We start from the raw sequence: 25,621 nt of genomic DNA, 5'->3' as shown, positions 1-25,621 counted from the left end.
TGGAGCGCTGCGCTCCGATGAGCAGGTCAGAGAGGTGGGACACCGGTGGGACGCGCACGCCCGCCCTGAGACGGCGACCCACGCGTGCGCGGCGCCCTACAGTTCTGTCGGCCGGACGACCTCGCGGAGTTCGGCGCTTAACCGGAATGTATCGGGAGGAACCTAGATGAAGCTGAGGATGAAGTCGGCACTTCGCAGGGGAACGGTCGCCGCGTGCGGGGCCCTGCTGCTGACCACCGTGTGCACCACGTCGGCGAGCGCACAGCCGGGCCTGCGCTACATCCGGTACGGCGACAGGGGCGCCCCCGTGACGTGCGTTCAGATAGCCGTCAACAAGTACTACGGCTACAAGCACCTGGTTGCGCTCGAAGTCGACGTGGACGGCATCTTCGGCGATGACACGCTCCGGGCGGTCAAGGACTTCCAGCGCTCCCTCGGCTACGACCAGGACGGCGTCGTCGGCCCCCTGACCGGCACCGAGCTCTACGCCGACTACCTGGGGCAGAGCGACCCGTTCTGTTGGAGCGTCATGCCCACCTCCTACTAGAAGGCTGATAAAGCTCCTGGAAGATCGGGGCCGCCAGGTGGCGGCGGCAGCCCCGATCTTCCCCTGGCGCTCGCCGCCCCGGGAGGACGCCACGAGGTGGGCACCGGGTGCCCGATCGGACTACAGCGGAACGCCGATGAGGACCCACCGCGCGAAGACCTCGGCGAGCGCCGCCCCGGTGCCGGCCTGCCGGCACCCCAGGGCCAGGTCGGTGCCGCCGCCCGTACCGCCCGGCCGTCGAGCTCCAGCACCGCGACCACCGACTCCAGGTCCGCCGCCATCTCGGCCGGCGTCCGGACCCTCGGGTAGTCCAGGCTCTCCCCCAGCGACACCAGCATCGACGGCAGCCCGAACTCGTCCGCCGGACCGTCCACGGCTGCGGCACGCAGTGCCGCGAGGACGTCCTGCACGGCCTTCAGGACCCAGGCGGGGAGGGCGTAGAGGACGACCTGGGCGGGACGTCCGCTGCGGCGGCGGTGAGGGCGGCGTCGATGTCCCCGATGGCCTCTCCCGCCGTTTCCAGGGTCAGGGCGGGGAGGGGATAGGCGTGCGGGCGGACGCGAGCCGCGCTGGCGACCAGGCCGAGGACCTCCGAGAGGTAGGCGGCGCGCCGGATCCACGCCGGGTCGCCGGGCAGGATCCGGGGCAGCTCCAGGCCCGCAGGTCGGGGAAGCGGGCGCGAAGGTGGTCCCCTGCGACCTGCGGCGAGAGCGCCCAGGTAGTTCCTGGAGCTGCTCCGAGGTGGATGGTGTCCATTGGCCCCGGCCCAGTGTCCTTCCCCTGGCTGCTGTGCGGGCGACGTACCGTCAACGGTCTTCCGGCTCGCCCAGGCTCCAGCCGCTGACCGCCGCGAGCGACCCACGCCAGGCCGGCAGCCTCCGGGCGGTACGGCCGGAGCGGACGGTGACGTCCTTCAGGTGCAGGAAGCGCGGGTCGGGCGCCCGGCGGCGACGCCCATCCTCGGCGGCCTGGTCCAGGTGCCCGAGCACCTCCCGCACGACCTTCCGCATCCCGTAGTAATCGGCCTCCCCACCTGACGGACGTACAGGTCCTCCCACGCCGAAGCCGAGATCGCGGCCCCTGTGACGAGCGCCCCGTCGACCGCCAGCGTCACGACGACGTCTTCGGCGACCTCCCGGTGTTCCACCCCGACGCGCAGCAGCTCCAGGTAGGGGTCCGGGTAGGCCTCCCCCTGCAGCATCACCCTCAACGCCGGCTGTACCGCATCCCGCCACGACACCGTGCTGGTCTCCTTCCCCTGATGGGTCCGCGTGCGGCATGCCCGCCGGGGAGGGCGAGCATGCCGACCAGGCAGTGGGCGATCCACGCGATCCGGAGTGGCGGGATGGGCCCGACGAAATGACCTAGTAATGTTTGGTCTTATGAGCAGCCCTTCGGCCAGTTTGAAGCGAGAGAAGCTAATTACTTCTCTTCCGCCGCAGTTGAGACGCCAGTTGAAAATCCGCGCATTTGAGCATGGTCTGGACATTCAGGACGCAGCTGAGTACGCAATCCGCGATTGGTACGAGGCTTCGGACCTCCCGGAGGTGAACACCGACGGCGCCAAGACGTGGGGAACGTTCCTGCCCGCAGGCGAAGCCGACCGGTTCAAGGGCGCGTGCAACGACCGCGAGATCACCTACGTGCAGGGACTGGCCCAGGCGTTGACGCTGTGGTTGAAGAAGCATCCGTCGCCATCCGCGCCGCTGGTCGCCCAGCCCGTCGTTCGCGTCATAGTGGCGAACCAAAAGGGCGGGGTGGGCAAGACCTTCATCTCGTCCGGCATCGCTCAGGCGCTGGCAGAGGCCGGCCATCGCGTTCTCCTGGTCGACTACGACCCGCAGGGGCACCTCACGGCCGAGCTCGGCTTCGAGGATCTCATGTACGAGGACGGCGTCGAGACGCTGATGATGCACATGGACGGGACGGCCCGAGGAGACATCCACGAGCTGTTGGTGTCCCTTGACGGTGCCCGTTTCGGCGAGCGGCTGCACTTGCTGCCCGCGTCGGACGACGCGTTCCTGCGAGACATCGCGCTGTCGAAGGTCAGCTTCAGCGAGGCCGCGCTGGAGCGTGCTCTGGAACCACTGGAAGCGGACTACGACGTCATCATTATCGACGGGCCGCCCAGCCTCGGGCTCAACATGGACACCGCGCTCTACTACGTACGCCGCCGCGAGGGCGAGCTCGCCGACCGGTCCGGTGTCATCACCCCGGTCTGGGCGAACAAGGCCTCCCACCGCGCGTTCCGTCTGCTCAAGTCCCAGATGGACGACCTGTGCCGCAAGGGCCGCATCCAGGTCGACTACCTCGGGCTGATCATCAACGCGTACGACAGCCGTCGCGGCAAGCTCGTGAAGGAGAACAAGGACCAGTGGGAGAAGAGCAGTTCGCCTGCGGTCCTGGCTGTCATCGGTGACCTGAAGGAAGGCCGCGAAGCCGCGGACGGCGAGATCCCGCTGCTGGAGTACGCGCCGGACAGCGAACACGCGCAGGTCATGCGCGACTTGGCGAAGGAGCTTGCGGTATGACGTCCCCTACTCGGCGGGTCACTCGCGGATTCAACATCGGCGACGGTGGTGAGGACGATGCCCCGGGGCCCCGTCGCGTCCGGACTCGCCAGCAGATCATGAGCGGCGAAGGCCGGCGCCCTCCGACGTCGGTCGAGCTGCGCCTGCTTGCCCACAACCCCTTCAATCCGCGCGACGAGCTCACCGAACTTGAAGAGACCGCCGAGTCGTTGCGGATCAAGGGACAGATCCAGCCCGTCGCCGTGGTCCGCAGGGCTGTGTTCCTGGCCGTGTTCCCGGGGCTTGAGGAGAAGCTGGGCAAGGCCGAGTACGTCGTCATCGACGGCAATCGCCGCTTGGCTGCGGCCCACCTTGCGAAGCTCGCGGAGCTGCGGATCGACGTCAACGACGACCTCGCCACGAGCGCTGCGGATCTGCTGGAGACCGCGCTGATCGCCAACGTTCACCGGGTGGACGTCCCCCCGCTGGACCAGGCGAAGGCCATCCAGGACCTCGTGGCGGTCCATGGCTCGCAGGGGAAGGTAGCGAAGCGCCTGGGCAAGACGCCCGCCTGGGTCTCCCAGCGCCTCGCGCTCCTGGAGCTCACACCCGACCTACAGGAGAAGGTGGAGGCCGGGGAACTGAAGGTGGAGCCGGCCCGCCGTATCGGCCGGATGCCCAAGGAGCAGCAGGCGTCGGCCGCAGCAGAGGCTATTAACGCCGTTAAGACCCCCCGGCAGCGGGCCCCTCGGCGAGAGCTCGCCAAACGGGAGCCGACTCCGCCCGTTAACGCCGTTAATACCCCTTCGGCAGGCGATGAGCCTGGACGAGCGGAACACTCCACCGTTAACGCCGTTAACGGTCCAGCCGCAGCTGCGCCCCCGTCCCCGGCGGTGCCGAGTGTCGCGTGGGACGACCCGGCATCGGTCTACAAGCTGCTCCGGGACCACATGCCGGCTGAACAGCGCACCACCCTCGCAGGCCTCCTGATCGATGACTTGGAGCCAGCGCAGAGCATGAACACCTTCTAGTTCGTAAACGCCAAAGGCCCGTACCCCAGCACCTGGGGTACGGGCCTTTGGCGTTGTCAACGGGGCTTAGGCGGCGATGATGAGGGCGGCCGCAGCGAGGGCGGTCAGGGCGGCGATCGTGAGGTCCGACGCCCAGCGGAGCAGGATCATCTTGCGGTGGCAGAGGGCGGACAGGACGCGCAGCCGGTCCAAGCGGCGGTCGGTGATGAGTTCGGCGCGCAGCTCGGTGGGGGAGCAGGCCGCCCAGCGGGCGTAGAAGGCGCGGTCGCTGCGGTCGCCACCGAGGATGTGGGGGCGGACGACGAGGACGGCGAGGAGGGTGGCGGCGAGGAGAAGGCCGGCGACCGGGGTGATAACGGGCAGGCTGACGTCCTGCGCCTGGGCGAGGATCGCGACGGCCGCGGCGAGGACGCCGTCAAGGGCCAGGAGTAGGCCGGCTTTGCTGTCGGTACGGGCGATCTCGCTGATCACGTGGTTCAGCCCCTCGTCGAGGTTCCGCTCGGTGCGGTCGGCGTCGAGGCCGGGCGGCTGTTGGGTGGGCATCGGGGTGGAGTCCTCCTGCGGGCATGGTCCGGCCCGGCCGCGTGTGCGGCCGGGCCGGCGGTTTAGGACTGGGTTCGATCAGCGCGTCGAGCTGGTCAGCGGTACGTCCAGGGCTGGCTGGTGTCGATTCGGTCGGTGTCGAGGACGACGGCCAGGCCGTGGTGGTCGCTCGCGCCAATCGGGTCGTCGAGCAGGGTGTAGGAGTCGATGGCCGGGGCCAGCGGGGCGGACACCCACACCTGATCGATCCGGTCGTCGTTGCCGGTGCGGCGCAGCAGGTCGTTGTCGCCGGTCTGCTGGTGGAGGTGCCAGGCGGTGTCGGTGAGGCCGTTGGCGGCGAGCTTCCAGGCGATCCGGCGGTCCGGGAGCGGGGCGGTCTGCTGGTGGAGGGCCGGGTCGGTGAGGAGGGTGCGGGAGCCGCGGTTGTAGGGGCGCATCCGCTCCCAGGCCGGGTCGGGTCCGGCGACGGGCGGGTAGTTGATGTCGCCGCCGAGGACGCAGTAGGGGCCGTGCCGGTAGGCGCGGCTGGCGGCGAAGTCGGCCTCGGCGATGGCCTTGTCCGCGCTGTACGGGGTGAGGTGCACGCTGGCGACGGCGAGCGGGGCGGGCAGGCCGGGGAGGACGAAGCCGGCGACGCCGAAGCCGTGGTGCATCTCGGTGTCGGTGTAGTCGGTGTTCCAGGCGATGCGTCGGCCAAGCGTTTCGCGCCGGTAGAGGAGCGCGGTGCCGCGGCCGCTGCGGGAGGGCGGGGGCGGGGCCCTGGACCAGGGTGGCGCCGCGTCCGCCGGCGACCCGGCCGCCCACGATGGTCAGGTCGCCGTCGATGACCATGCCGGTCACCGAGCCGTACACGGTGCCGACGCCCTGCATCGTGATGGTGCGTCCGGAGCGGGTGACGATGGTGGTCGTGCCGCCGCCGGTGCCCTGGCCCTGGACGTGGGCGACGAGAGCGCCGCGCGGGTCCCAGCGCAGGTCGGCGTTGGTGACGGCGTCGGCGGCCTCGCCGGTGTCGTCGGTGGTGCTGATGGTGATCTCGGCGGTGGGGAGGCCGGGGACGGCCTGGACGTCGACCTGGCCGACGGCGCCGAGCAGGGACAGGTCGACGGTGGTCGCGCCGGTGGTGGCGGCGGTGAGGGTGCGGGTGGTGGCCATGAAGTGTTCTCCCTGGTGCGGGGTCGGGTGTCGGCCGGACGGCCGCGCTGCGCACCACCGCGCGCCACCGTCCGGGCCTGGCGGGCTCGGATGGTGGGTGTGGTGGTGCGCGGCGTCAGTGCCCGGGCGTCAGCGGCGGGGCGGATCAGCGGTGCGCGAGGGCGGGCAGGGCAGTGGCCTGGCGGCGGTGGAGCATGGCGTGCTGGCCGGGGTCGAGCCGCCAGAGGCCGAGGCGGCCGGCGGCGGGGATGGGTTCGGCGAGGGCCTGGACGTCGGCCAACCTCCAGTGCCACAGGCCGGGCAGGCCCCAGGGGCGGCAACAGCCGGTGTCGCGGTGGCAGTCGGTGACGCGGGCGGTGGCAACCAGGGCGCCGGTCGTCAGCGCGGGGGCGCCGGGGCGGGCGAGAACGGCCCGGACGAGTGGGTCAGCCTGGCCGTCACGGGCGAGCGCGCGAGCGGCGTGCAGGACGACCGGGCCACGGTGCCGGGTCGGCCAGCTGCGGTTCTCGATCGCCTTGTCGCCGGCGAGGATCGCGGCCAGCCAGGGCTGGCGGATCGTCAGCGCGGGGACGTCGGCGGCGGGCTGCGCCACCGGTCCGGACAGCTCGCCGATGCGGCGCAGCGCCTCGGGGAGGGCGGTGTCCCAGTCGCCTTCGAAGCACATGCCGCGGTCGTCGATGTAGATCGCTCCGCCGAGCTTCTTGTTGGTCACCAGCAGGGAGGCGCCGAGCCAGTAGGCGCGGTCGGGGTCCTCGTCCACGATGGCGTCGAATCCGTGGCTGATCAGCCAGGCCGCGATGGCGGGGTGGTAGCGACGGTGGCGGGCCGTGACGATGAAGACCGACCTGACGGCCTGGAGGGTGCGCAGGGCTTCGAGGGCGCCGGGGATCGGGGCGCCGTAGATGCGCCCGTCCTGCCAGCCCTTGTCATGGCGCACAACGGTGAGATCGAAGTCCACGCCCACGGCGTGCGAGGCGGGGGAGTCGGGGTTGAGGGGGATGACGGTCACGCGCGGGTTCTCCTCAGTGGTCGAGTCGGATGGTGATCGGGATGCGCCGGTCGTTCGGGTCGGGTCGGTGGGCGGTGCGGCGGTGGGCGCGCAGTCCGAGCGGGCCGCCCTGGATCGGGGAGCGGCAGTCGGGGCAGCCGCGCCGGTCCCGGCGGTGTCGGCCGCTGGGTGCGGTCGGGGTCCGGGGCCGGCGGCGGCGGTCCGCTCGGCGGGTCAGGCCGGGACGGCGGCGCGGGCGAGGGCCAGGAGCTGTTCGAGCTCGGCCAGGGCGAGGCCGTCTGCGCACTCGAGGCAGCAGCCGAGCGAGGTCGGGATGCAGTGCTCGGCGACGGCGCGGCACAGCGGGCAGGTGCGGCGGGCGAGCATCATGCGCTGGTGGGCCTGCCAACGGGCCGGGGTCATCGGGCGGACCGGCAGGGCGAGGGAGCGGCGGTACAGGTATCCGTAGCGAAGGCCGCCGCGGCAGACGACCTGAGCGGCCGGCTCCTGTCCGCCGGGCCGCAGGCCGACGGCGCGCAGCTGGCGGCGGGTCATCAGGTCGGGGGAGGGGGACCAGCGCCAGGGGTAGGTGGGCAGGCCGCCGTGGTGCTCGCCGGTCGGGTCGAGGTCGATCGCGCGCACGGGCTCCTCCGGGGGTCAGCGGATGCGGGCCGGTTCGAGGTAGGCCGGGCCGGTGGCCCGGACGCGGTCGACGTGGAGGAATCCCTCGGCGAGCAGCTGCTCGGCGGTGGGCACCAGGCGCTCTTGGTCCACCAGGACGTGGTCCGGGACGACGCGCTCGCGGCCGGCGTTCTGGGCGCGGCGGCGGTCCAAGGAGACGTCGAACAGGACCGCAACGCAGGGGCGCTGCCAGTAGCGGGCTCGCGCGAGAAGGCCGGCCCTGACGTGGGGCAGGAGGGCTGTCGAGTCGATCACGGTCGTGAGGGAGCGGGAGAGCCGGGCGTCCAGCAGCAGCGTCTGGACCTGGTCGGCGACCGGGGTCGCGGACTGGTCGGCCATGTCGTCGGTCGCCATCGCCCGGTAGTCGTCCAGGCTCAGGCGCCAGGTGGCCGGCCAGCGGCGGAGGGCGAACGTGGTCTTACCGGCCCCGGAACCGCCGACCAGGACGACGACGGAGCCGGGGGTGAAGGTGAGGTTCACGAGCGGGTGCCTTTCGGTTCGGGGGTAGCGGGGCAGGGCCGGCTGCTACGCCGAAGCGGTTCGGCGCAGCAGCCGGGCGGGGTGTCAGCTGCGGCCGGGCGGGAGTGCCTTGGCGGTCGGCTCGGTGGCGGCCTGGCGGTGCTGGAGGGCGAGCCAGGCCCCGGCCGCGGTCATCAGCCGGCCGTCGCCGAGGGCGTCCAGCGGGGCGGTGTCGATGTCGTGCATCAGCTCGGCCGGGTCGAGCGGGCGCATGAAGACGACCGGCGCGTACCGGATGACCTCGTCGGTGGCCAGGACCTGCACGGTGGCCTTGTCCTTGAGGTAGTGGCTGTCGCACAGGACCTTGCAGACCTGGGTGTGGTCGGGGTGGCCGGCGAGGTAGCGGTCGGCGTCGCGGAAGAGCACGTAGGTGCCGGGGAGCGGCTTGTCCGGGGCCTGGGTGGTCTGGGGCTGGGTGGTGGGCTGCATCGCGGTGTCCCCTTCGTCGGGTCGGTGCCGGCCGGGCGGCCGATCCCGTCCCCGGATGCGCGCCGCCCGCCAGGCTGGGTGCCGGGCGGGCGGTGCGGTCCGGGGGCGAGACCGGCGGCCGGGTCAGCTGATGAGCGCGAGGACCAGGACGAAGAGGAGCACGGGCACGGCCATGGCGACGGAGCGCGGGATGTCGATGCAGCCCTTGAGCCGCTCGATCTCGTCGCTGATCGCCTCGCACTCGGCGAGGGTCCGGGCATGGGCGCGGGAGCCGGCGGGGACGTTGGCGAGGGTCTGGCTGCGCTCGTGGAGGAGCTCGCGGTGGGCGGCGATGTGGGCGTCACGGTCTATGGCGAACAGGGCGGTGTCCCCTTCCGGGATCGGTTCGGTGAGCGGGTTGGTGGTGCGGGAGGATGGGGGCGGGCCGGTGGCGAGACCGGCCCGCCGGCGCTCTCGGGCGCTTTGGCCTCCGGGGTGCTTCGTTCATCCCGGAGGCCGCTCGCGTTGAGCGCTCGGTTACGCAGCGCGAGCGGCGGGCTTGAGCGTGGGCTCGTCGGCCTCGACCGCGTCGCGCACCCGCTGGCAGGTGCTGCGCGTCTGCTCGGGCGTGCCGGTGAGCAGTCCGCGCTCGGTGAGCGCGGCGTGGATCTCGGCTGCGCGCGGGCGGCGGCCGAGAGCGTCGAACAGCGCGCGGGTGGTCGCCTTGCGGGCGTACATGAGCGCGGCGTCGCTCATCGGCGTTCCCTGGTGAGCGTCGCCGCCCTGCGGGGCGCCGGGCGGGAGCGCGCGCTGAGCGCCACTGGTCCCGCCACCTGCGACGATCTCGCGCTCACGTGAGCGCTCGCCGTGAGCGTCCGGTCCGAAGGCGGCCGTGCCGTGAGCGACGGGCAGCGACTGGCCGCCGTGCGGCGGGCGCGGGGCGGGGACCTCGTGAGCGCCGAGCGGGGCGGCGGTGGGCGCGGCCGGAGCCGGAGCGGGCGCGGCCTGCTCGCCGTGAGCGTCCTTGCCGTGGTCGATGAGCTCATGGACGCGCCAGATCGCGATGGGCACGACCATGGCGAGCGGGATCGCCAGGCCCCACTGGATCTTCCACTCTCCGTGAGCGTCCTGGGCGACGCCGAGCAGGTGGAGGTCGGTGAGGATCGCGGCGATCTGGCACAGCATCATCACGCCGAGCGCGATGCGGGTCTCCTTGTGCATCTTGCTGCGGGTCGCGGCGATCACCCAGCCGTCCAGGCAGACGGCGAGGAACCACGCCAGGCTGGTGTCCATGCCGGCCACCACCGCGAGCTGGTGCTCGCGCGTGCTGGTGAAGATGATGCCCGCCCACAGGACGGCGCGGGTGAGCAGCCAGGGGATGCGGCCGAGGTACCAGCGGTGGGCCCGCCGGTACCAGCGGTGGTGGCGGGCGGCCATCGCCGCCTCCAGGCGCTGCTGCTCCTCGGTCAGTTCCGTGACCCGGGCCTCGGCCTCGGCGACCTGCGCCAGGGCCTCGGCGACGACCTTGTCCGCGTCGCGCCGGGCGGTGTTGCGGATCCGCTCGGCGTCGGCGTCGGCCTTGCCGCGCTTCGAGCTGGCCTGGCGCAGCTCCTCGCCAGTGGCCGCCTTGGCCTCGTCGATGGCAGCCTGGGCGTCCTCGCGCAGGCGCTGGACGGCCTCCTGACCGCGCTCGCGCAGGTCGGCGGCCTGGCGGGCGCCCTCCTCGCGAAGCTCCTGCGCGTCGGCCTCGGCCTCCTCCCGCAGCCGGCGAGCCTCGGCGTCGGCGTCCTCGCGAACCGTGTCGGCGTCCGTACGGGCGGCCTCGGTGACTCGCGCGGCCGTCGCTTCGGCCTCCTGGCGGGTCTCCTCGGCCTGCTCCTCGGCCGCCGCGATGATCTGACGGGCGGTCTCGGCGGCCCGGGTGCGGATCGCCTCCGCCTCGGTGGCGGCCTCGGTCAGGGTCCGGTCGGCCGCCGCGGCCGCATCCCGCTGCACCGTGGCCGCCAGCTCCCGCGCGCCGGTCAGGTCCTGCTCGGCCTGGGCCCGGTCGGCGGCGGCCTTCTCCCGGGTGCGCTCCAGCTGGTGGCGGGCGTCGTCGACCTGCTCCTGGACGTCGGCGAGGTCGCCGGCGGCCCGGCGCAGCGTCGCCTCCGCCTCGCGGTCGGCCTCGCCGAGCACCTTCGCGGCCTGCTCCTCGGCGGTGGCGGTGATGCCGGCCGCCACGGCCTGGGCCTGCTCCTCGGCGTCGGCGACGATCCGCTCCGCCTCCTGCTCAGCCTGGGCGCGGACATCGGCGGCGCGCTGCTCGGCGTCGGCCAGCAGCGCCGCTGCCCGCTCGGTGGCCTCCTCCAGCAGCCGGTCGGCCGCCGCGTGGGCGTCGGCGTCGGCCTCCTCGCGCTGCTCCCGGGCGTACTGGAGGATCAGGTCGGCCTGGTCGTTGGCCATGTCGAGGATCTGCCGGACCGTCTGATCGGCACGCTGCGTGACCACCTCGGCTTCGGCGGCGGCGTCCGCGCGCAGCTGCTCGGCCTCCTCGGCCCACTGCCCGGCGGTGGCCAGCTCGCGGCCGGCCTGCTCGGCAGCGCGCTCCAGGACGGCGAGCGCCTGGTCCTCCGCCAGGGCCAGGACGTCGGCCGCGCGGTCGGCGGCATCCGCCAGGACCGGGTCGGCGGCCGGCCGGACGGTGAAGGTCGCGGGAGGCTCAGCCGGGGCGTTCGGCTGGACGTCGGCCAGGGTGGCCGGGCGGGCCGCGGGGGACTTGGCGGCGGTCTTCTTGGCGGCGCGGGTGCGGCGCGAGGTGGTGGTGCGGGCCGGGGTCATGGCGGGAGACTCCTGTCTCTCGTGGTGACGTTGCGTGGCGGCCTGGGTGGCCGGGAAGGGGTCGCGGCACGCGGAGGCGGCCGGGGCATGGAAACGGCCCCGATGGGGGGTGTCGGGGCCGTTTCCGGGGGGTGCGCGGATCTGATCCGTCTGATCTGTTTTCGCAGGTCACGATCCGTTTCCTGATCTGTCGCCGATCCGTCGCTGATCTGTCCCGGAGACGGATCGGGACGGATCGGCGACAGATCACGGACAGATCAGGTGACGGATCGCGGGACGCCGCCGACGGTGACGCTGGGTGTCACTCCGGCTGGCCGCCGAAGGCGGCTTCGACGTCGCGCAGCCAGTACCCGGAGGGCGGGTTGTCCTTGTTGAGATCGGTCCGGCGGTCCGTCTTGAGAGACGGGAAGCCGGCCTTCTTGAGCTCCCGGCCGATCGCCTTGACGGCCTCGCGGCGGCGGTCGGCCGCCTCCTGGCCGTCCCACTTACGCCACTCGGGCCCGGTGGTGGCGAGGTGCTCCAGCACCTGGTCGGTCAGGAGGAACTCCGGGTCGCCGTGCTTCTCGAACGCGGCCCGGATCGCCATCAGCACCGGCGGCAGTTCCTCACCGTCGCCCTTCTCGGCGGGCTCCGGCGTGATGGTGACGGTGCCCGCGGCGAGCCGCTCCTGTGTACGGAGCGTGGCGGTCGCGGCGTCGAGGTGGGTGGCCTTGCGCAGGATCGGGTCACGCAGGCCGGGGGCGCAGATGTAGAAGCAGCCGGCGTCGGCGGGGTCCCAGTCGCCGGGGCTGGGGGTGAGGCGGTGCGGCATCCAGCCCTCGGAGACCGCGGTGTCGGAGCCGACCACGAGCGGCACGTCCGCCTTGCGGGACGGCAGCATGATCCGGATGCCGAAGGTGTCGGCGATGGCGTCGCCGACGACGTCGCTGGTGGCGTCCTGGGACAGCAGGACCACCGTGACGCGGGCCTTGCGGCCGATCCGGCTCAGCTTGATCACCTTGGCCTTCTGCTCCTTCGTCAGCTGCGGATGCTCGTCCACGACCGCGAAGACCGCCGGGGCGTCGTCGCTGATCTGCCAGTTGTCGACGTCGTCGCCCATCCGCTCGGTGCGGATCTCCGCCTCGCGGATCGCCCAGTCCAGGACCTCGTCGATCCGCTCCTCGTCGTAGGCGCGCATCGCGGCAAGGCGGCGCAGCGGGCCGAAGCCGCGGCCGGTGGGGTCGATGTCGAGGGCGATGGCGTCGGTGCAGCTGGTGATGTAGTCGACGAGGTTGCGGACGATCTGGCTTTTGCCGCCGCCGGAGACCGCGATCACCATGACGTTCTGCCCGGCGAGGACGACCTGGGTGGGGCCGCCGTCCATGGACGGGCCGAGGGTGACCGGCTTGAGGATGCTGTTGGAGCGGGGCGGGTAGACCGGGTGGGCCGGCATCGGGTCGAAGGGGTCGCCGAGCAGCACGCGCAGCACGACGGCGCCGGCCGCCGAGGCCTGGGGCTGGGCCATCACCCCGCCGGCGCGCACGCCGAGCGCGACGTCGAGTTCGGGCAGGCGCAGGACGAGGTTGGCGGGCTTGCCCTTGGTGAGGTGGGCGGTGGCCTTCCAGCCCCACTTCTCGCGGGTGACGTCGGTGACGGCACCGACGGCCAGGCCCTCGCCGAGCAGTGCCTGCAGAAGGGCCGCGCCGGCTTCGTCCGCGTTGGCGGCCTGACGGATCGCGAACGGCGCGACGCCACCGCCACCACCGCCGACGGTCGCGGCCGCCGGGGTCGGGGCCGGGGAGTCGGTCTTCGCCTTGTCCGTGTCCTTCTTCTTCTCCTTGGCGGGCTTGCCGGTCTCGATCTCGTACGCGAGCGTGGGGACGTCCGGCAGTGCGCGGCGCCAGCCGGGGATCCGGCCCTTGGCCCAGGCCGTGAGGGCGAGGCCGGTGGCGGTGAGCGCCGGGAGGAGCAGGCTGCCGACGGCGAGTTCGAGTCCGCCGACGGCCAGGGTGAGGGCGGCGAGCGCGGCCCGGCGCTTGTTGGCGGTGCGGCGGCGGTGGTGTTCCAGTTCGTCGTCGCTGGGGTCGATGTGGCCGGTGTAGGGCTGCTGGTGGATCTCGCGGACCCGCTGGCGCCAGGCCGCGGCCTCCTCGCGCAGCGTGGCGGCGGCGGCGCCGGCCTGCTTGTGGTCGGCGGCGGTGGCGTCGTCGCCCTGCCCGGCGGCCGCGGCGCGGCGGGCCTGCTTCTCCAGGTCGCTGGCCTTTTCCTCCAGCCGCTCGATCTCCGCGGTCTGCTGGGAGCGCCACCGGTTGTAGCGGCGGTTGAGCAGGGCGGCGCGCAGGTGGGCGGGTGTCTCTTCGGAGGCGGCCGCCCAGGCGCCGGTCTCCGTCTTGAGGACGGTCAGGCCGGTGCGCAGGGCGGTGTACTCGCTGCGGGCCTGCGCGGTGGCGGCGGTGGCGAGGGCCTTGGCGAGGCGGGCGGCCGGGCGGGGGCCGGTCTGCTGGGTGGGCCCGCCGTCGGAGGCCGGGCTGGTGCTGGTGTCGGGGGCCGGGGAGTCGGCGTCGAGGAACTCGCCCTCGTCGGCGAGGTCGATGATGACGCGTTCGGGCGGATAGGTCGTCATGGTGCGTCTCCAGGGCGGGGTCGGTCCGGGCGGTTGCGGCCGTCCGCGCTCCGCGGCCGCGCCGAAAGGGGCGCGGGCGGGGCGTGGGCGACCGGTGGCGTCCGGGCCGGGTCAGGCGATGGTGCCGACGAGGGCGGCGCCGGCCGAGTTGACCAACGGGATGACGGTGGCCATGACCAGGCCGCCGAGGGTCGCGGACAGGCCGAGGAGGATCCCGGAGATGATGCCGAGGCGCATCCTCGGCTTGGCCTTCTTCGGGATCGCCTTCCACGCGCCGAGGATCACGACGGTGAGCAGCAACAGGACCAGGTTGCCCATGCCGGACAGCTCGGCCTGGGTGGCGCGGGCGGCGAGGGTGGTCTCGCCGCCGGCGGCGCCCCACATCGTCAGGCTGCCGGCGGCGTTGCCGAACCAGGTGATGGCGCCCGTGCTGAAGCCGATCAGGCCGCTGGTGCTGGCGGTGGCGATGCCGCCGTAGAGCATGCCGGCGGCCAGGGGCAGCAGGTCGAGTGCGCCCTTCGTGGCGGCGGCGCTGCCCTTGATGCTGCCGATGGTGACCCTGCTGACGTGCCACAGCGGCAGCGCCATGCCGACGAAAAGACCGCCAATGGTCAACGTGGTGGCGGGGACGAACACGGTGGTGACCTCCAGAGAAGAGAAGAGAGGGAAAGGCGCGGCCGCCGTCGGGCGGCCGGGGGATCAGGGCCGGCGGGTGCGCTCGGGGTGGTCACGCTCCCAGCGCCGGATCTGGACGACCAGGCCGGGCAGGACCGCCACCCCGATCGCGAAGACGACGACGTCGATCCACCCGGAGTGGTCGACCAGGACGACCCACGCAAAGCACCGCAGGACCGGCATGCACATCGCGACGCCGCCGACCGTCCCGAGGCCCGCGCCCCACAGGACCGGGCGCAGCCAGCCGAAGCGGGTCTTGCGGGCGCGGTTCGTGGCGAGGTGGTAGAGGAAGGCGCCGTACCCGGCGCCGGCGGCGGTCATCACGGGCAGGTGGTAGAGGTGGTCCATCACGTTCACACCCCCAGGGCCGTGATCAGGCGGGTGGCCAGGTAGGAGGCGGTGAGCAGGCCGGTGCCGACGACCATCCAGGCGTGCGGGGTGACGAGCCGGTGGTACACCGCCCGGCGGGCCGGGCTGGGCTGTGACGGCATCTGCCAGGAGCCGGCGCAGACGGCCAGCACGTAGAGGGCAGCGAAGGCGGCGGGCCCGGACGGGACGGGGACGTCGTCGGCCAGGTACGGGTACCAGATGGTGGCGGCGCCGACGACCAGGCCGAGGCCGGGGGCGTTGTTCAGCAGGCGGGCGCCGCGGTCGGCGGGCTGCGGGCGCCGGGTGACGATCCGGGCCATGTTGGTCAGGTAGGGGGCGGCGAGGCCGGCGAGAAGCACGCCGGCCGGTACGGGGGTGAGGGACAGCAAGGGCAGGGGCAGGTCCACTGGGGTGGTCTCCTGACGATCAGTGGAAGGCGGCGAGGATCTGGTCGCCGATGCTGTTGACGGCGGGGATGAGGGTGGCGGCGGCCAGGCCGGAGATGCCGCCGGCGAGGCCGAGTGCGGAGCCGGAGACGATCCCGGCGGTGAGCTGGCGGCGCAGTTGGTAGTCGCAGCAGCGCCAGGCGAGCACGACGACGGCCAGGAGCAGGGTGGTGGCGACGCCGCCGCCGGCGTTCATTCCGGCCGGGGCGGCTTGGGGGAGAAGTTGCTCGGCGCCGGTGCCCGAGAGCTTGTTGCCGAGCGGGTTGGTGGCTTCGCGGACGAGGTAGTGGGCGGCGAAGCCGAGCAGGCCACCCGTGCACAGGGCGCTGAGCAGGCCCATCAGCAGGCCGCCGGTCAGGACGGCGGCGCCGGGCATCTCACATCCTCGTCGCCACCACCGGACGGCGGTGGCGACGAGGATGGCGACGGCCAGGGCCAGCCCGCCGAGGGAGAGCTGAGCGGTGGTCATCCGGTGGCCCCCGTCATCACGTAGCCGATGAGCTGCTGCCCGGCAGGGGTGATCGCCAGCGAGGAGATCATCGAGAAGGTGAAGACCCGCACCGGCCACCAGACCTGGTAGCGGTGCCAGCGCCACTCCAGGACGGCCGAGACGGCCAGGCCGAGCAGCGGCAGGCCCATCGGGTCGGTGAAGAGGTGGAAGAACTCGTTCACCGGGCCCTTGGCCAGGAGGACCCCGGTCGCGGCCGCGAGGCCGTTGGCGACCGGGCGGATCCGCCGGACGTCGAAGCGGGGCCCGGCGGGCGCGGCCGGCGCCGGGGCGGCCGGGTAGTAGTGGTGATGGTGGACCTCGGCCGGCGGCGCGAACACCGGGGCCGGAGCCGTCGCCACCCCACCGCCGCGCCCGCCGCCGGGCCTGCGCCACCACTCGCCCGGCTCCGGCAACCCCCCGGCCCCCGGCGGCGGGCCGGACGGCGGCGGGTCGCCGCGCCGGGGCGGCGGCACCGACCCGTCCGGGGCGCCGACCGTGGGCGGCTCGGACGGCGGCGGGGGCGGCGTGGCGCCGCCGCGCTCGCCGGAGAGCTCGACGCGTGTCGGCTCGATCGGCTGGTCAGCCATCGGAGGAGTCCTCCTCGGTCTGCGGGGTGGAGACGTGCTGGGCGGCCTCGGCGACGAGCAGCAGGAGGCTGGTGATGGCGGAGACGGCGAAGAAGCTGAAGAAAAACTGGTCCATGACGACCTCCGTGTGGGGTCTGGGGCGGTGGTGCGGCGGGCGCCGCTGGGCCGGGCGTGCCGGCCGTACGTCGGGCGGCTAGTCCCGGACTTCGCACGTCACTCGAGAGAGTGAAGATCGAAAGCCTGAATTGGCAGGGTTCGACGTAGAATCGGACCTCGCCCCGACGTCCGCATCGTGAGATTCCGATGCCATCGCCAGTCGGCTATCGATCTTCAAGCCCATGTGCGAAGTCCGGGGCTAGTCGTCGGCGGGGTGGCGCGGGCCGGACAGGGCCCGCGCGGTCTCGCTCCAGCGGGGACCGCTGCGCCAGGGCGACCAGCGCTCGACCTCGGCCTGCTCCGCGGGGGTGCGCTCCGGGTGGTCGGCGGCCTCGGTGACGATCCGGCCGGGCACGGGGTCCGGGCTGGTGGGCAGGACGGTGGTGCGCTCCAGCTCGGTGTCGGTCGCGGCGGCGGTTCCGCTCGCGGCCTCGGTGGTGATCTCCTGGGCGGCGGCGACCAGGTCGAACGTGAAGGCGGTCTCCTCGTCGGCGGCGTGGGCGAGCAGCGCGTCGGCGCCGGCCGTGAGGATGGTCTGCCAGTCCTCGTCGCTGATCTCGCCGTCCCAGCGGATGGGCTCGGTGCCGGTGAGGCGGGCGATGCGGCGGGCGGTGGCGCGGCGGGTGCGCTCCCGGCCGGACGCTTCGGCGACCCAGGCCCAGGTCGACGTCGCGCCGGTGAGCTGGGCGACGGTGGCGGCCTGGCGGCGGCCGGTCAGTGTGCGGGACATGCGGGTGCCTCCTGGATCGAACGGGGTGGGGAACGGGGTTGGTGGTGGGCCCTGGCGGGCCCGCCGCACCACTCCCGGCGCCGCTCCGGCATGGGCATGCCAGAGCGGTTCCGGTGGCAGGCGGCGGGAAACCGAACTGCAGAGAAGAGGAGAAGGAAGGGGGGAGAGGCGGCTACTTGCCGGGCTTGCGGGCGTCGATCTGCTTCTGGGCTTCCTTCGCCCGGCGCAGGGCCTCGTCGGCCTGGGAGTTGGAGAGGATCACCGGCCACCGCCCGTCGGGGCGGGCGGGGCCTTCGGGGCCGCGGGGGGCTTGCCGGTGCCGTTGGCGAAGGCGCGGCAGAGGGGAGCGGTCACTGCACACCTCCGTCGTCCTGCCGGTACGGCCGGCCGAAGTTGCGACGGGTGTCGCTGTCGGGCCGGCTGTACGGGTCCGCCGACATCACCCTGCGCCCGTGCCGGTCCGAGCCCGCCTCGACGGCCGGGATCTGGGCCTCACGGTGGTGACGGAGGGCGGTCTTCGCGTCGGTGCGGTGCCAGCCGGCGGACATCCCGCTCGTGCGGGTCGACGTCCCGGAACCGGACTCGCCGGAGGAGCTGCTGGAGCCGAGGCCCAGGAGGGAACGGAGACCCATCACCGGCCCCCTGCCTGCTGCGGCTGGGCCACCGGCGCGGGCGGCGGCGCCTGCTCGCGCAGCCGGTCCGCCTCCTGGCGGGCCTGCTCCGCGGCCGCCAGGGACTCCTGCGCGGAACTCAGACGGCCCGCGATCACCGCGTCCAGGGCGGCGGCCTGCGCCGCGTCGGGCTGCGACATCGTCAGCACCCCGCCATCTGCGGCTGCGCGCCGCCGACGAACCGGGTCCAGGTGATGCCGGCCCGCCGGACGTGCTCCGCGGCCTGCTCCCAGACCTCGGCGACAACCTCGTCCACGGCCCCCACCGTGGCGGCCGGGTCGACGGACGTCAGGTCCCGGATCACGAGGGCCACGACCTGGTCCTCGTACTGCTCCTGGAGGGCGCTGCGCTGGCCGATGGAGGAGGCGGTGTTCCCGCTCCCGCTGAAGTCGTTCATGCTGTTCACTACGGATCTCCCTTGGTCCGTGGAGGCCCCGGTGGTTGCTGTCCAGGCGCACCGGGGCCTCACCGTTTTCACGAGCACTTCCGCGTTGGCTTAGCTAGCTTAACTGACACAATTGCTCCTGTGTCAACTAAGCTAGTGAAGCTGTACGATGTGGCCCATGACTGATCCACACGCCCAGCCCTACCAGCGGATCGTTCAGGACGTGTTCGATCAACTCCGGCTAGGCCGGCTCAAGCCGGGCGACAAGCTGGGCACCACTAGAGAACTGGCCGATTACTACGGCGTAGCCCCCGGGACCGTGCAGAGGGCACTAGCCGAGCTGAGGGCAGCTGAAGTGATCTACTCGCATCAGGGCAAGGGAAGCTTCGTGCGGCAGGTGTCGCCGAGCAGGCCCTCGACATCGCCCGAGTTCAAGGAGCTGCAGGCGCAGATCAGCGCGTTGACCGCCCGTCTTGAACGAGTCGAGAAGGCGCTCTTCGGAACGTGATCCACAGGTACTCCTCGGGCCGGATTTCGATACCCAGATCAAATCCGACCCTGTGGTGATAGACCATCACATCTCCGTAGTGAGATCCGTACTCAGATCTATCAACACGTTTTCAACATCCCTGTACACATGGGTTCCGGAGCTTGAACCATAGGCTCCCGAATATGACGAAAGCCGAGGTAGAGGCCATGGCAAAGGCACGTCCGGGGTGGCGCCCTGACAGGCTGCGAGAGCAGCGTGAAGCCCATGGCCTGACGCTTGAGCAGGCTGGCGACAAGCTGCGCAAGGTCGCCAACACCGCACGGTTGAAGGACGTGCCGGCCGCACATCCGCAGACCCTGTGGCAGCACGAGCAGGGCGAGGTCTACCCGGGCGTGGCCTACCAACGGGCGTACTGCTTGCTCTACGGCGCCACGGACTGGGAGCTGGGGTTCCGCAGCCCTCTGCCCGGCGAAGAGCCGAGCAAGCTCGGGCTGACACCGTCGAGCGACCAGCACACGGGGGCACACGTCCTCGCCGTTGAACGCGCTCTTCTCCAGATCGCGCCCGGCACAGACAGCGCCAATCACTTCGACATCTCGCAGCGGATCATGGATGCCTGGCGACGCCGCCACACTGGTGGAGACCCGCACAAGCCCACGTTGGTCCTGGTCGGCGGCTACGCGGGATCGGGGAAGACCGAGCTCGCCCGCTTTCTCTCCGAGATCAGCGGGTGGCCGCTCTTGGATAAGGACCCGATGTGCCGCCCGTTGGTGGAGTCGCTTCTGGTCGCTCTCGGATCGAACCGCAACGACCGGCACACCGAGACCTACCGTTCGAAGGTCCGGCCGCTGGAATACGAATCGCTGATGGCGGCGGTCAACGCGAACATCGACTGTGGGATCTCGTCGATCGTCACCGCGCCTCTCATCGCCGAACTCAGCGACGAGGGCTGGATGAGGCGCCTTGAAAGCCGCTGCGAAGCCCGCGGAGTGACGGTGGCACCGGTGTGGGTGCGATGCGACGTCGATTCGATGAGGGACTACATCAGCTACCGATCGGCCGCTCGCGACACCTGGAAGTTGGACAACTGGGCGGAGTACGTCGCCGGCCTAAACGTGGAGCTCCGGCCAGTCGTCGACCACCTGGTAGTGGACAACCGGTACGGCGCCGCGGTGGCGATGGCAGACCGGGCGCGGCTGGCGCTCGGGGCGGCACGCTCATGAGCCCCCAAGGAGTGATCCTCTACGGGCCGCCAGCCTCCGGCAAGGACACTGTCACGCGCGCCTTGGCCGCGCTCGATCCCACGTTCACTCTGTTCCCTCGGGTGAAAGTCGGGCCCGGCCGGTCCGCCGGCTACCGGATGGGCACCCCCGAACAGCTGGCCCAGCTGCGGGCGACACCAGGCGCAGTGGTCTACGAGAACAGCCGGTACGGCAGCACGTACGTAACGGACCGACCCGGTCTGGATGCTGCGTTCGCGGCCGGCGTGCCGGTGATGCACCTGGGCCAGGTCGACGGGGTGCGGGCCGTGCTCGACGGCTACCCGGGACGCTGGCTGACCGTCCTGCTGTGGTGCCCGCGGGAGACGACCGCAGCCCGGTCGGCCAGCCGGGGCGACATCGACACCCCCGCGCGGCTGGCTGCATGGGACGCTACCGAGACTGACCTCACGGCCAACCCGCACTTCCAGTTCGACCTAACCATCCATACGGACGAGGTCGCGCCCGAGGCAGCGGCCGCGCAGATCCGTCAAGCGCTGTCCAGCGAGCTGGTGCTCGTGGACTTCGACGACACGCTGATCGACCGGCTCGCCGCGGTGACGGCCTGGGTGACCAGGTACTGCGTGGGGCACGGCCTGGGTCCGGGGGTCGAGCAGCGGATGCTCGATGCCATGCGGATCCGGGCGGACCTGGACGTGATCGAGGGTCTGTGCGCCAAGCTCGGCCTCCCGGAGTCGGCCGGCGAACTCTGGTCGCGGTACGAACCGGAGCTCGCAGCGGCGGTGACGCCGTTTCCCGGTGTGTTCGAGGCCCTGGCCGCCGTACGGGAGGCCGGCCACCAGGTCGTCGTCGTCACCAACGGCGGCGCCCAGATCCAGCACGCGAAACTGGCCGCGTCCGGCATCGCCGGTGTGGTCGATGCCGTGTGCATCTCCGAGGAGGTCGGTGCCCGGAAGCCGCAAGCCCGGATCTTCGAGGCCGCGGCGGCCAGCGTCGGCCGGGACCTTGCCCAAGGTGGGTGGATGATCGGGGACAACGCCGAGTTGGACGTCCTCGGCGGCCGCGCGGCCGGTCTGCGCACCGTCTGGGTCTCCCACGGCCGGTCGTGGCCCGGGGGCGAGGAGCCCGACTACATCGCACGGGACGTCCCGGACGCCCTGGACCACATCCGCGGAGGCACCCGGTGATGGATCGGCAGATCACGGTCGGCATCCTGCACCCCGGCAGTATGGGCGCGGCCGTCGCGGCGCGCGCCCTCGTGAACAGCGGCCAGGTGCTGTGGTGCCCGCAGGGGCGTAGCTCCGCGACGGCGGCCAGGGCGGAGCAGTTCGGGCTAACGGCGGTACCCTCGCTCGACGACCTGGTGGGACGGGCGGACGTGGTGCTGAGCCTGTGCCCGCCGGCCGCGGCGGAGGATGTCGCGCGAGAGGTGGCAGAGCTCAACTTCACCGGCCTGTACGTGGAAGCGAACGCGATCAGTCCGCAGCGGGCGGCGCGGATCGCGCAGTTGCTCGGCGAGACGGCCCGCGCGGTGGTCGACGGCGCGGTGGTCGGCTCGCCGCCGGTCGGTACGAAGCGGCCCCGGCTGTACCTCTCCGGGCCGGTGGACGAGGTCAGGTTGGTCGAGCGGCTCTTCTCCGGCACCACGGTGTCGACCCACATGCTGGGCGAGGAGATCGGGCAGGCCAGCGCGCTGAAGGTGTCCTACGCGGCTTTTCAGAAGGCGTCCCGAATGTTGGCCGCGCTGTCCTACGGCCTCGCCCGGGAGCACGGCGTCGACCAGGCGCTGCTCGATGTCGCCGGCCAACGGGCCGGCTCGTACCTGACGGAGACGGACTACATCGGCAAAACGGCTGCCCGAGCGTGGCGGTGGGGCCCCGAGCTGGAGGAAGCAGCGGACACGATGGCCGCCGCCGGCCTTCCGAACGGCTTGCTCCGCGCGGCCGCATCCACGCTCAGCCAGTGGGCCGACGCCAAGGACACCAAGCTGTCGGCCGACCAGGCACTGGACGAACTACTCCGTGTGGAGGCTGAGTCGTCCAGCCGACACGCGGAACCCGAACGGTCCGAGGAATCAGGGAGACGAATAGGCTGATCCAGGCGCCTGCACTGGGCGCCACCGAAGTCCAGAAACAGCAAAAGCAGCCCAAGATTGGCGTCTGTGGGGCTGCTCAGCTGTCTACTCAGTCGTTGCCGACGGTACCAGGTGTACCCGGGATCCGGCGAGAGACACCCGTCTCTCGCCCGCTCGGGCTACCCCTGGAGTCCGGCCGGTGGCGGCGCCCCTTAGAGAGGTAGCGCCCCCCGTTGCTCCACCCCGTCACCCTGCGGCGGAACCGTGTCTCCCCGGCCCGCCCCTCCCGTTCCTCCCAGTCGCTCGGCCGTCCTGCCACCCGCAGACTCCCGCCCGCAGCGGGCGAACTCTGTCCACAGGCTCGCACTGTCATGACTGGCTGCATGTTCACCCAGCCCACCCGGTCGAGTGATGCACGCCACTCGATCCCGCGTCACACCGAGTCCGCTTCTTCGGCCTCTATGCGCGTGACCCGAAATCTCTCTCGCCCCTGCCCGGCCGCCCAGGCCAGGTTCACCATCAACACCGGATCGGAGGTGCCCCAGTGAAGATGTCCGACTCCGAGTTCACCGGCTCCTCGATCGTGCGGGCCTGGGAGCCGCCCGAGGAAGTTGTCGTCCCCTACGCCCTGGCGTACTCGCCCGGCCTCCAGCCCGAGGACTACGGCGTGCTGATCCGGCTGTTGCTGCGGGACCCGGGCCAGCCGTCCGGCATGCCCGCGCTGGCCGCGGAGTTCCAGGCGACCGGCTGGAAGATGGGCGAGAGCCGTCTGCGCGGGGTGATGAGTCGCCTCCAGAAGGCCGGCCACGTCAGCCACGTGCGGGACGGCTACGACGAGGTGGCCCGGCGCCCGAAGTGGAAGTTCATGGTCTACCGGAACCCGGCGAACAACTCCGCCTACGTCACCAGGGGCGCCCAGAGCGCCGAGGCATCGTCCCAGGTCAACCCGATGGTGCGGAATCCAACGCATGAGTCCGGGCGGCCCGGTACTCACCCTGCGATTTCCAACGTCTGTGCAGGTCAGGCCAACACTGCGATTTCCAACGCGTCGGAGACTCACCCGTTGGATTCCAACGCGTTGGAATCCAACGTCTGTGCAGGTCAGGCCGACACTGCGATTTCCAACGTGGTTCCACACCTCCAGGAGGAGGTAACTACCTCCTCCCCCAACCCCCTCACGGACACCTCCGGTCTCAGGCCGGCTTCGCCGGGGGAGGAGGAGGTGGTGGTCTTCGACCCCGAGGAAACCGCGGCCGCCGTCCGGCTGCTCCAGCTGCTCCCGTCTCCGTGGTCGGTGGGCAGGGCGAAGGCGAAGACCCTCGCCCCGGCGCTCCTGGAGGCGATGGCCGATCAGGGCTGGCCGAGGGTGACCGAGCTGGACGACCGCACGCGGCGGCTGCTGATGGAGCAGCTGACCAAGAACCCGGGCGGCATCAAGAACCACGGCTCGATCCTGGAGCGGGACCGGATCCCGAACCTGCCGCTGGCGGAGATCGTGCTGGGCACGTCGGGCATCCCGTCGCAGAGCGGTGGGGAGTCCCGGCCGCCGCGGCTGCCGAAGGCGGACCCGGACTTCAAGCCGGTCCCGGCTCCGGCCGAGGTGGCCAACCTGCTGGCCTCGCTTCGCAAGCCGAACATCTGACCCTGCCCGACCCTCGACAGCACGACACGGCCGCCGGAAGAACCTTGCCAGGCCCCGGCGGCCGTGTCCGAACCCCAGGAGTGAACCCGTGGAATCCACCGCGAGCGTACCCACCCAGCACACCCCGGACGAGATCGACTGGGCCGACACCGAGCCGCCGGCCGAGGAAACGTCGCCGAAGGCCCGGCGTCGCAAGGCGAAGCCGGAGCAGGCCGAGACCGGCTTCGAGCGGGTGCCGCCGGGCGGCCGGGAGAAGGACCTGGTGGCGGAGCAGTCCGTCCTCGGCGGCATGCTGCTGGCGGCGTCGGCCATCATCGACGTCTCCAACGTGCTCAGCCCGGACGACTACTACCGCCCGGCGCACCAGACGATCCACCGCGCGATCCTCGACCTGCACAAGCGCAAGGAGCCGGCCGACCCGATCACCGTCGCCCGCGAGCTCGGCAAGCTCGGGGAGCTGGAGCGCGTCGGCGGCGCCGGCTACCTGCACACCCTGGTCAACTCGGTGCCCACCGCGGCGAACGCCGAGTACTACGCCGAGGGCGTGCGCGAGCAGGCCGTGCTGCGCCGCCTGGTGGAGGCCGGCACCCGGATCGTCGGCATGGGCTACGCCGGTGAGGGCGAGATCGACGAGATTGCCGCCGGCGCTGCCGCCGAGATCGCGGCCGTGGTGGAGACCCGCGGCAGGGAGGACGACTTCGTGCTGCCGCGCGACACAGTCGGCACCACCCTCGACAACATCGAGGCCGCCGGCACCCGCGAGGGCATCACCGGCGTGCCGACCGGGTTCGCCGACCTGGACGCGCTCACCCAGGGCTGGCAGCCCGGACAGGTGATCATCGTCGCGGGACGGCCGGGCCACGGGAAGTCGACGGTGGCCATGGATTTCGCGCGGGCCTGCACCATGCCGCGCAACTCGGCGGACCAGCTGATCGAGGGCGCCGGGCTGCCGGCCGCGTTCATCACGCTGGAGATGTCGGTCGACGAGCTGAACATGCGGGCCCTGTCGGCGGAGGGCAAGGTCGGGCTGCACCACCTGCGGGCCGGAACGCTGGACGACGCCGCCTGGCAGCGCCTGGCCGTCGCGGCCCCGCGTTACGGCGAGGCCCCGCTCTACATCAACGAGTCCGCCCAGTCGCTGCCCGAGATCCAGGCCAAGTGCCGCCGGCTCAAGCACCGCGTGCCGGCGCTGTCGCTGATCATCATCGACTACGTCCAGCTCATCACCGCCGGCACCAAGCGGCGCGGTGACGACAACCGCCAGCAGGAGGTCTCCGACATCAGCCGCTCGATCAAGCTGCTGGCCAAGGAGCTCGGCATTCCGATCATCATCCTGGCCCAGCTCAACCGCGGCCCCGAGATGCGCACTGACAAGACCCCGATGGTCGCCGACCTGCGCGAATCCGGCTCGCTGGAGCAGGACGCCGACATCATCATCCTGCTGCACCGCCCCGACGCCTACGAGAAGGAGCACCCCCGCGCGGGCGAGGTCGACCTGATCGTCGGCAAGCACCGCAACGGCCCGACCGCGACGATCACGCTGGCCGCGCAGCTCCACTACAGCCGCTTCGTCGACATGACCCGCGACGTGGCCTGATCACCAGATGGCCCCGGGAAGGGGCCTGACGGCCCTCTGGCGGCCCGAACCCCCTCCCCGGCTCCGCCGCTCCGTCCGGGGCCAAGATCGGCCGCCAGGAGACGATCTAGAGCCTCGCCCGGGACGGCTGTTCGAAAACGGCCGCCCGGGCGGCGGGGGCGCCTCGCGCGTGCTCGCGCGCGAAGCCACCCGTCAGGGGCCTACGGCCGTCCGGGAGAAGCGCAGCGACCGGGTTCTGGACAGGGTTCTGGATATAGAGCAGCACCCACGCTGCCAGGGTGGCAGCAC

28 protein-coding genes are annotated in these 25,621 nt (G+C 72.0%); 9 read left to right on the top strand and 19 right to left on the bottom strand.

The window, feature by feature from the left end:
* Positions 1–166: 166 nt before the first annotated feature.
* Positions 167–547, top strand: a complete 381-nt coding sequence (locus tag ACIQ87_RS37330; RefSeq protein ID WP_402416058.1) for a peptidoglycan-binding protein — start codon at positions 167–169, stop codon at positions 545–547.
* Positions 548–1,353: 806 nt separating this feature from the next.
* Here the strand turns inward: ACIQ87_RS37330 and ACIQ87_RS37325 are convergent.
* Positions 1,354–1,557, bottom strand: coding sequence for a hypothetical protein (locus tag ACIQ87_RS37325; RefSeq protein ID WP_402416055.1), 204 nt, complete (start codon positions 1,555–1,557; stop codon positions 1,354–1,356).
* A 372-nt stretch (positions 1,558–1,929) separates the two neighbouring features.
* Here ACIQ87_RS37325 and ACIQ87_RS37320 point away from each other — a divergent pair, with 372 nt between their 5' ends.
* On the top strand, positions 1,930–3,078 hold the full coding sequence (locus ACIQ87_RS37320; RefSeq protein ID WP_402416053.1) for a ParA family protein: 1,149 nt from the start codon (positions 1,930–1,932) through the stop codon (positions 3,076–3,078).
* 98 nt (positions 3,079–3,176) lie between these two features.
* Positions 3,177–4,088: a ParB/RepB/Spo0J family partition protein gene (locus ACIQ87_RS37315; protein ID WP_402416050.1), complete on the top strand. Its 912-nt coding sequence runs from the start codon at positions 3,177–3,179 to the stop codon at positions 4,086–4,088.
* A gap of 66 nt (positions 4,089–4,154) precedes the next feature.
* Here ACIQ87_RS37315 and ACIQ87_RS37310 read toward each other — a convergent pair whose 3' ends face one another.
* From ACIQ87_RS37310 to ACIQ87_RS37225, 18 genes are all read right to left on the bottom strand, one after another.
* Positions 4,155–4,631: a Pycsar system effector family protein gene (locus tag ACIQ87_RS37310; RefSeq protein ID WP_402416047.1), complete on the bottom strand. Its 477-nt coding sequence runs from the start codon at positions 4,629–4,631 to the stop codon at positions 4,155–4,157.
* 95 nt (positions 4,632–4,726) lie between these two features.
* Complete coding sequence (locus tag ACIQ87_RS37305) at positions 4,727–5,284, bottom strand: hypothetical protein (protein WP_402416044.1); 558 nt, start codon at positions 5,282–5,284, stop codon at positions 4,727–4,729.
* A 644-nt stretch (positions 5,285–5,928) separates the two neighbouring features.
* Positions 5,929–6,792 carry a hypothetical protein gene (locus tag ACIQ87_RS37300; protein WP_402416042.1) on the bottom strand — a complete coding sequence of 288 codons (864 nt, stop codon included), beginning with the start codon at positions 6,790–6,792 and terminating at the stop codon, positions 5,929–5,931.
* 213 nt (positions 6,793–7,005) lie between these two features.
* On the bottom strand, positions 7,006–7,413 hold the full coding sequence (locus ACIQ87_RS37295; RefSeq protein ID WP_402416039.1) for an RRQRL motif-containing zinc-binding protein: 408 nt from the start codon (positions 7,411–7,413) through the stop codon (positions 7,006–7,008).
* 15 nt (positions 7,414–7,428) lie between these two features.
* Positions 7,429–7,932 carry an AAA family ATPase gene (locus tag ACIQ87_RS37290; RefSeq protein WP_402416037.1) on the bottom strand — a complete coding sequence of 168 codons (504 nt, stop codon included), beginning with the start codon at positions 7,930–7,932 and terminating at the stop codon, positions 7,429–7,431.
* An 84-nt stretch (positions 7,933–8,016) separates the two neighbouring features.
* On the bottom strand, positions 8,017–8,400 hold the full coding sequence (locus ACIQ87_RS37285; RefSeq protein ID WP_375944314.1) for a hypothetical protein: 384 nt from the start codon (positions 8,398–8,400) through the stop codon (positions 8,017–8,019).
* A gap of 516 nt (positions 8,401–8,916) precedes the next feature.
* On the bottom strand, positions 8,917–11,199 hold the full coding sequence (locus ACIQ87_RS37280) for a hypothetical protein (RefSeq protein WP_402416034.1): 2,283 nt from the start codon (positions 11,197–11,199) through the stop codon (positions 8,917–8,919).
* Between the two features lie 301 nt (positions 11,200–11,500).
* Entirely contained in the window at positions 11,501–13,801 is a 2,301-nt protein-coding gene (locus tag ACIQ87_RS37275) for a hypothetical protein (protein ID WP_402416033.1), read from the bottom strand.
* 111 nt (positions 13,802–13,912) lie between these two features.
* The gene (locus ACIQ87_RS37270; protein WP_402416030.1) at positions 13,913–14,389 is read right to left on the bottom strand and encodes a hypothetical protein; all 477 of its coding nucleotides are present in this window, start codon (positions 14,387–14,389) and stop codon (positions 13,913–13,915) included.
* 111 nt (positions 14,390–14,500) lie between these two features.
* Positions 14,501–14,824, bottom strand: coding sequence for a hypothetical protein (locus tag ACIQ87_RS37265; RefSeq protein ID WP_402416028.1), 324 nt, complete (start codon positions 14,822–14,824; stop codon positions 14,501–14,503).
* Between the two features lie 5 nt (positions 14,825–14,829).
* Complete coding sequence (locus ACIQ87_RS37260; protein WP_402416025.1) at positions 14,830–15,252, bottom strand: hypothetical protein; 423 nt, start codon at positions 15,250–15,252, stop codon at positions 14,830–14,832.
* Between the two features lie 19 nt (positions 15,253–15,271).
* On the bottom strand, positions 15,272–15,760 hold the full coding sequence (locus tag ACIQ87_RS37255; protein ID WP_402416024.1) for a hypothetical protein: 489 nt from the start codon (positions 15,758–15,760) through the stop codon (positions 15,272–15,274).
* Positions 15,757–16,368 carry a hypothetical protein gene (locus tag ACIQ87_RS37250; protein ID WP_402416022.1) on the bottom strand — a complete coding sequence of 204 codons (612 nt, stop codon included), beginning with the start codon at positions 16,366–16,368 and terminating at the stop codon, positions 15,757–15,759. The genes ACIQ87_RS37255 and ACIQ87_RS37250 overlap by 4 nt, the downstream gene beginning before the upstream one ends.
* Positions 16,361–16,483 (bottom strand): hypothetical protein, encoded by a 123-nt coding sequence (locus tag ACIQ87_RS37245; RefSeq protein WP_402416020.1) that lies wholly within the window; start codon positions 16,481–16,483, stop codon positions 16,361–16,363. The genes ACIQ87_RS37250 and ACIQ87_RS37245 overlap by 8 nt, the downstream gene beginning before the upstream one ends.
* 240 nt (positions 16,484–16,723) lie before the next feature.
* A complete protein-coding gene (locus ACIQ87_RS37240) occupies positions 16,724–17,254 on the bottom strand; it encodes a hypothetical protein (protein WP_402416018.1) in 531 nt (176 codons plus the stop codon).
* A 350-nt stretch (positions 17,255–17,604) separates the two neighbouring features.
* Positions 17,605–17,886, bottom strand: a complete 282-nt coding sequence (locus tag ACIQ87_RS37235) for a hypothetical protein (protein WP_402416017.1) — start codon at positions 17,884–17,886, stop codon at positions 17,605–17,607.
* Positions 17,886–18,065 (bottom strand): hypothetical protein, encoded by a 180-nt coding sequence (locus ACIQ87_RS37230; RefSeq protein WP_402416015.1) that lies wholly within the window; start codon positions 18,063–18,065, stop codon positions 17,886–17,888. The genes ACIQ87_RS37235 and ACIQ87_RS37230 overlap by 1 nt, the downstream gene beginning before the upstream one ends.
* Before the next feature lie 2 nt (positions 18,066–18,067).
* Positions 18,068–18,331: a hypothetical protein gene (locus tag ACIQ87_RS37225; RefSeq protein WP_402416012.1), complete on the bottom strand. Its 264-nt coding sequence runs from the start codon at positions 18,329–18,331 to the stop codon at positions 18,068–18,070.
* 157 nt (positions 18,332–18,488) lie between these two features.
* Between ACIQ87_RS37225 and ACIQ87_RS37220 the strand changes: the two genes are divergently transcribed.
* From ACIQ87_RS37220 to dnaB, 6 genes are all read left to right on the top strand, one after another.
* The gene (locus ACIQ87_RS37220) at positions 18,489–18,818 is read left to right on the top strand and encodes a GntR family transcriptional regulator (protein ID WP_402416009.1); all 330 of its coding nucleotides are present in this window, start codon (positions 18,489–18,491) and stop codon (positions 18,816–18,818) included.
* A 164-nt stretch (positions 18,819–18,982) separates the two neighbouring features.
* A complete protein-coding gene (locus tag ACIQ87_RS37215; protein ID WP_402416008.1) occupies positions 18,983–20,023 on the top strand; it encodes an AAA family ATPase in 1,041 nt (346 codons plus the stop codon).
* 101 nt (positions 20,024–20,124) lie between these two features.
* The gene (locus ACIQ87_RS37210) at positions 20,125–21,207 is read left to right on the top strand and encodes an HAD family hydrolase (protein WP_402416005.1); all 1,083 of its coding nucleotides are present in this window, start codon (positions 20,125–20,127) and stop codon (positions 21,205–21,207) included.
* Positions 21,207–22,115 carry a DUF1932 domain-containing protein gene (locus ACIQ87_RS37205; protein ID WP_402416002.1) on the top strand — a complete coding sequence of 303 codons (909 nt, stop codon included), beginning with the start codon at positions 21,207–21,209 and terminating at the stop codon, positions 22,113–22,115. Before ACIQ87_RS37210 ends, ACIQ87_RS37205 begins: the two co-directional genes overlap by 1 nt.
* 529 nt (positions 22,116–22,644) lie before the next feature.
* Positions 22,645–23,736 carry a hypothetical protein gene (locus tag ACIQ87_RS37200; protein WP_402416000.1) on the top strand — a complete coding sequence of 364 codons (1,092 nt, stop codon included), beginning with the start codon at positions 22,645–22,647 and terminating at the stop codon, positions 23,734–23,736.
* 88 nt (positions 23,737–23,824) lie between these two features.
* Complete coding sequence (gene dnaB / locus ACIQ87_RS37195; RefSeq protein ID WP_402415998.1) at positions 23,825–25,333, top strand: replicative DNA helicase; 1,509 nt, start codon at positions 23,825–23,827, stop codon at positions 25,331–25,333.
* Positions 25,334–25,621: the final 288 nt, after the last annotated feature.

This window comes from Kitasatospora sp. NPDC096204, assembly GCF_044763205.1.
GTDB lineage: Bacteria > Actinomycetota > Actinomycetes > Streptomycetales > Streptomycetaceae > Kitasatospora.
This window is presented reverse-complemented; position numbering and strand designations above follow the sequence as displayed.

Coding starts and splice junctions, on each gene's coding strand:
- ACIQ87_RS37330 (WP_402416058.1), top strand. CDS start 167: ATGAAGCTGAGGATGAAGTCGGCACTTCGCAGGGGAACGGTCGCCGCG.
- ACIQ87_RS37325 (WP_402416055.1), bottom strand. CDS start 1,557: ATGCGGAAGGTCGTGCGGGAGGTGCTCGGGCACCTGGACCAGGCCGCC.
- ACIQ87_RS37320 (WP_402416053.1), top strand. CDS start 1,930: ATGAGCAGCCCTTCGGCCAGTTTGAAGCGAGAGAAGCTAATTACTTCT.
- ACIQ87_RS37315 (WP_402416050.1), top strand. CDS start 3,177: ATGAGCGGCGAAGGCCGGCGCCCTCCGACGTCGGTCGAGCTGCGCCTG.
- ACIQ87_RS37310 (WP_402416047.1), bottom strand. CDS start 4,631: ATGCCCACCCAACAGCCGCCCGGCCTCGACGCCGACCGCACCGAGCGG.
- ACIQ87_RS37305 (WP_402416044.1), bottom strand. CDS start 5,284: ATGCACCACGGCTTCGGCGTCGCCGGCTTCGTCCTCCCCGGCCTGCCC.
- ACIQ87_RS37285 (WP_375944314.1), bottom strand. CDS start 8,400: ATGCAGCCCACCACCCAGCCCCAGACCACCCAGGCCCCGGACAAGCCG.
- ACIQ87_RS37280 (WP_402416034.1), bottom strand. CDS start 11,199: ATGACCCCGGCCCGCACCACCACCTCGCGCCGCACCCGCGCCGCCAAG.
- ACIQ87_RS37275 (WP_402416033.1), bottom strand. CDS start 13,801: ATGACGACCTATCCGCCCGAACGCGTCATCATCGACCTCGCCGACGAG.
- ACIQ87_RS37270 (WP_402416030.1), bottom strand. CDS start 14,389: ATGGCGCTGCCGCTGTGGCACGTCAGCAGGGTCACCATCGGCAGCATC.
- ACIQ87_RS37265 (WP_402416028.1), bottom strand. CDS start 14,824: ATGGACCACCTCTACCACCTGCCCGTGATGACCGCCGCCGGCGCCGGG.
- ACIQ87_RS37255 (WP_402416024.1), bottom strand. CDS start 15,760: ATGACCACCGCTCAGCTCTCCCTCGGCGGGCTGGCCCTGGCCGTCGCC.
- ACIQ87_RS37250 (WP_402416022.1), bottom strand. CDS start 16,368: ATGGCTGACCAGCCGATCGAGCCGACACGCGTCGAGCTCTCCGGCGAG.
- ACIQ87_RS37245 (WP_402416020.1), bottom strand. CDS start 16,483: ATGGACCAGTTTTTCTTCAGCTTCTTCGCCGTCTCCGCCATCACCAGC.
- ACIQ87_RS37240 (WP_402416018.1), bottom strand. CDS start 17,254: ATGTCCCGCACACTGACCGGCCGCCGCCAGGCCGCCACCGTCGCCCAG.
- ACIQ87_RS37235 (WP_402416017.1), bottom strand. CDS start 17,886: ATGGGTCTCCGTTCCCTCCTGGGCCTCGGCTCCAGCAGCTCCTCCGGC.
- ACIQ87_RS37230 (WP_402416015.1), bottom strand. CDS start 18,065: ATGTCGCAGCCCGACGCGGCGCAGGCCGCCGCCCTGGACGCGGTGATC.
- ACIQ87_RS37220 (WP_402416009.1), top strand. CDS start 18,489: ATGACTGATCCACACGCCCAGCCCTACCAGCGGATCGTTCAGGACGTG.
- ACIQ87_RS37215 (WP_402416008.1), top strand. CDS start 18,983: ATGACGAAAGCCGAGGTAGAGGCCATGGCAAAGGCACGTCCGGGGTGG.
- ACIQ87_RS37205 (WP_402416002.1), top strand. CDS start 21,207: ATGGATCGGCAGATCACGGTCGGCATCCTGCACCCCGGCAGTATGGGC.
- ACIQ87_RS37200 (WP_402416000.1), top strand. CDS start 22,645: ATGTCCGACTCCGAGTTCACCGGCTCCTCGATCGTGCGGGCCTGGGAG.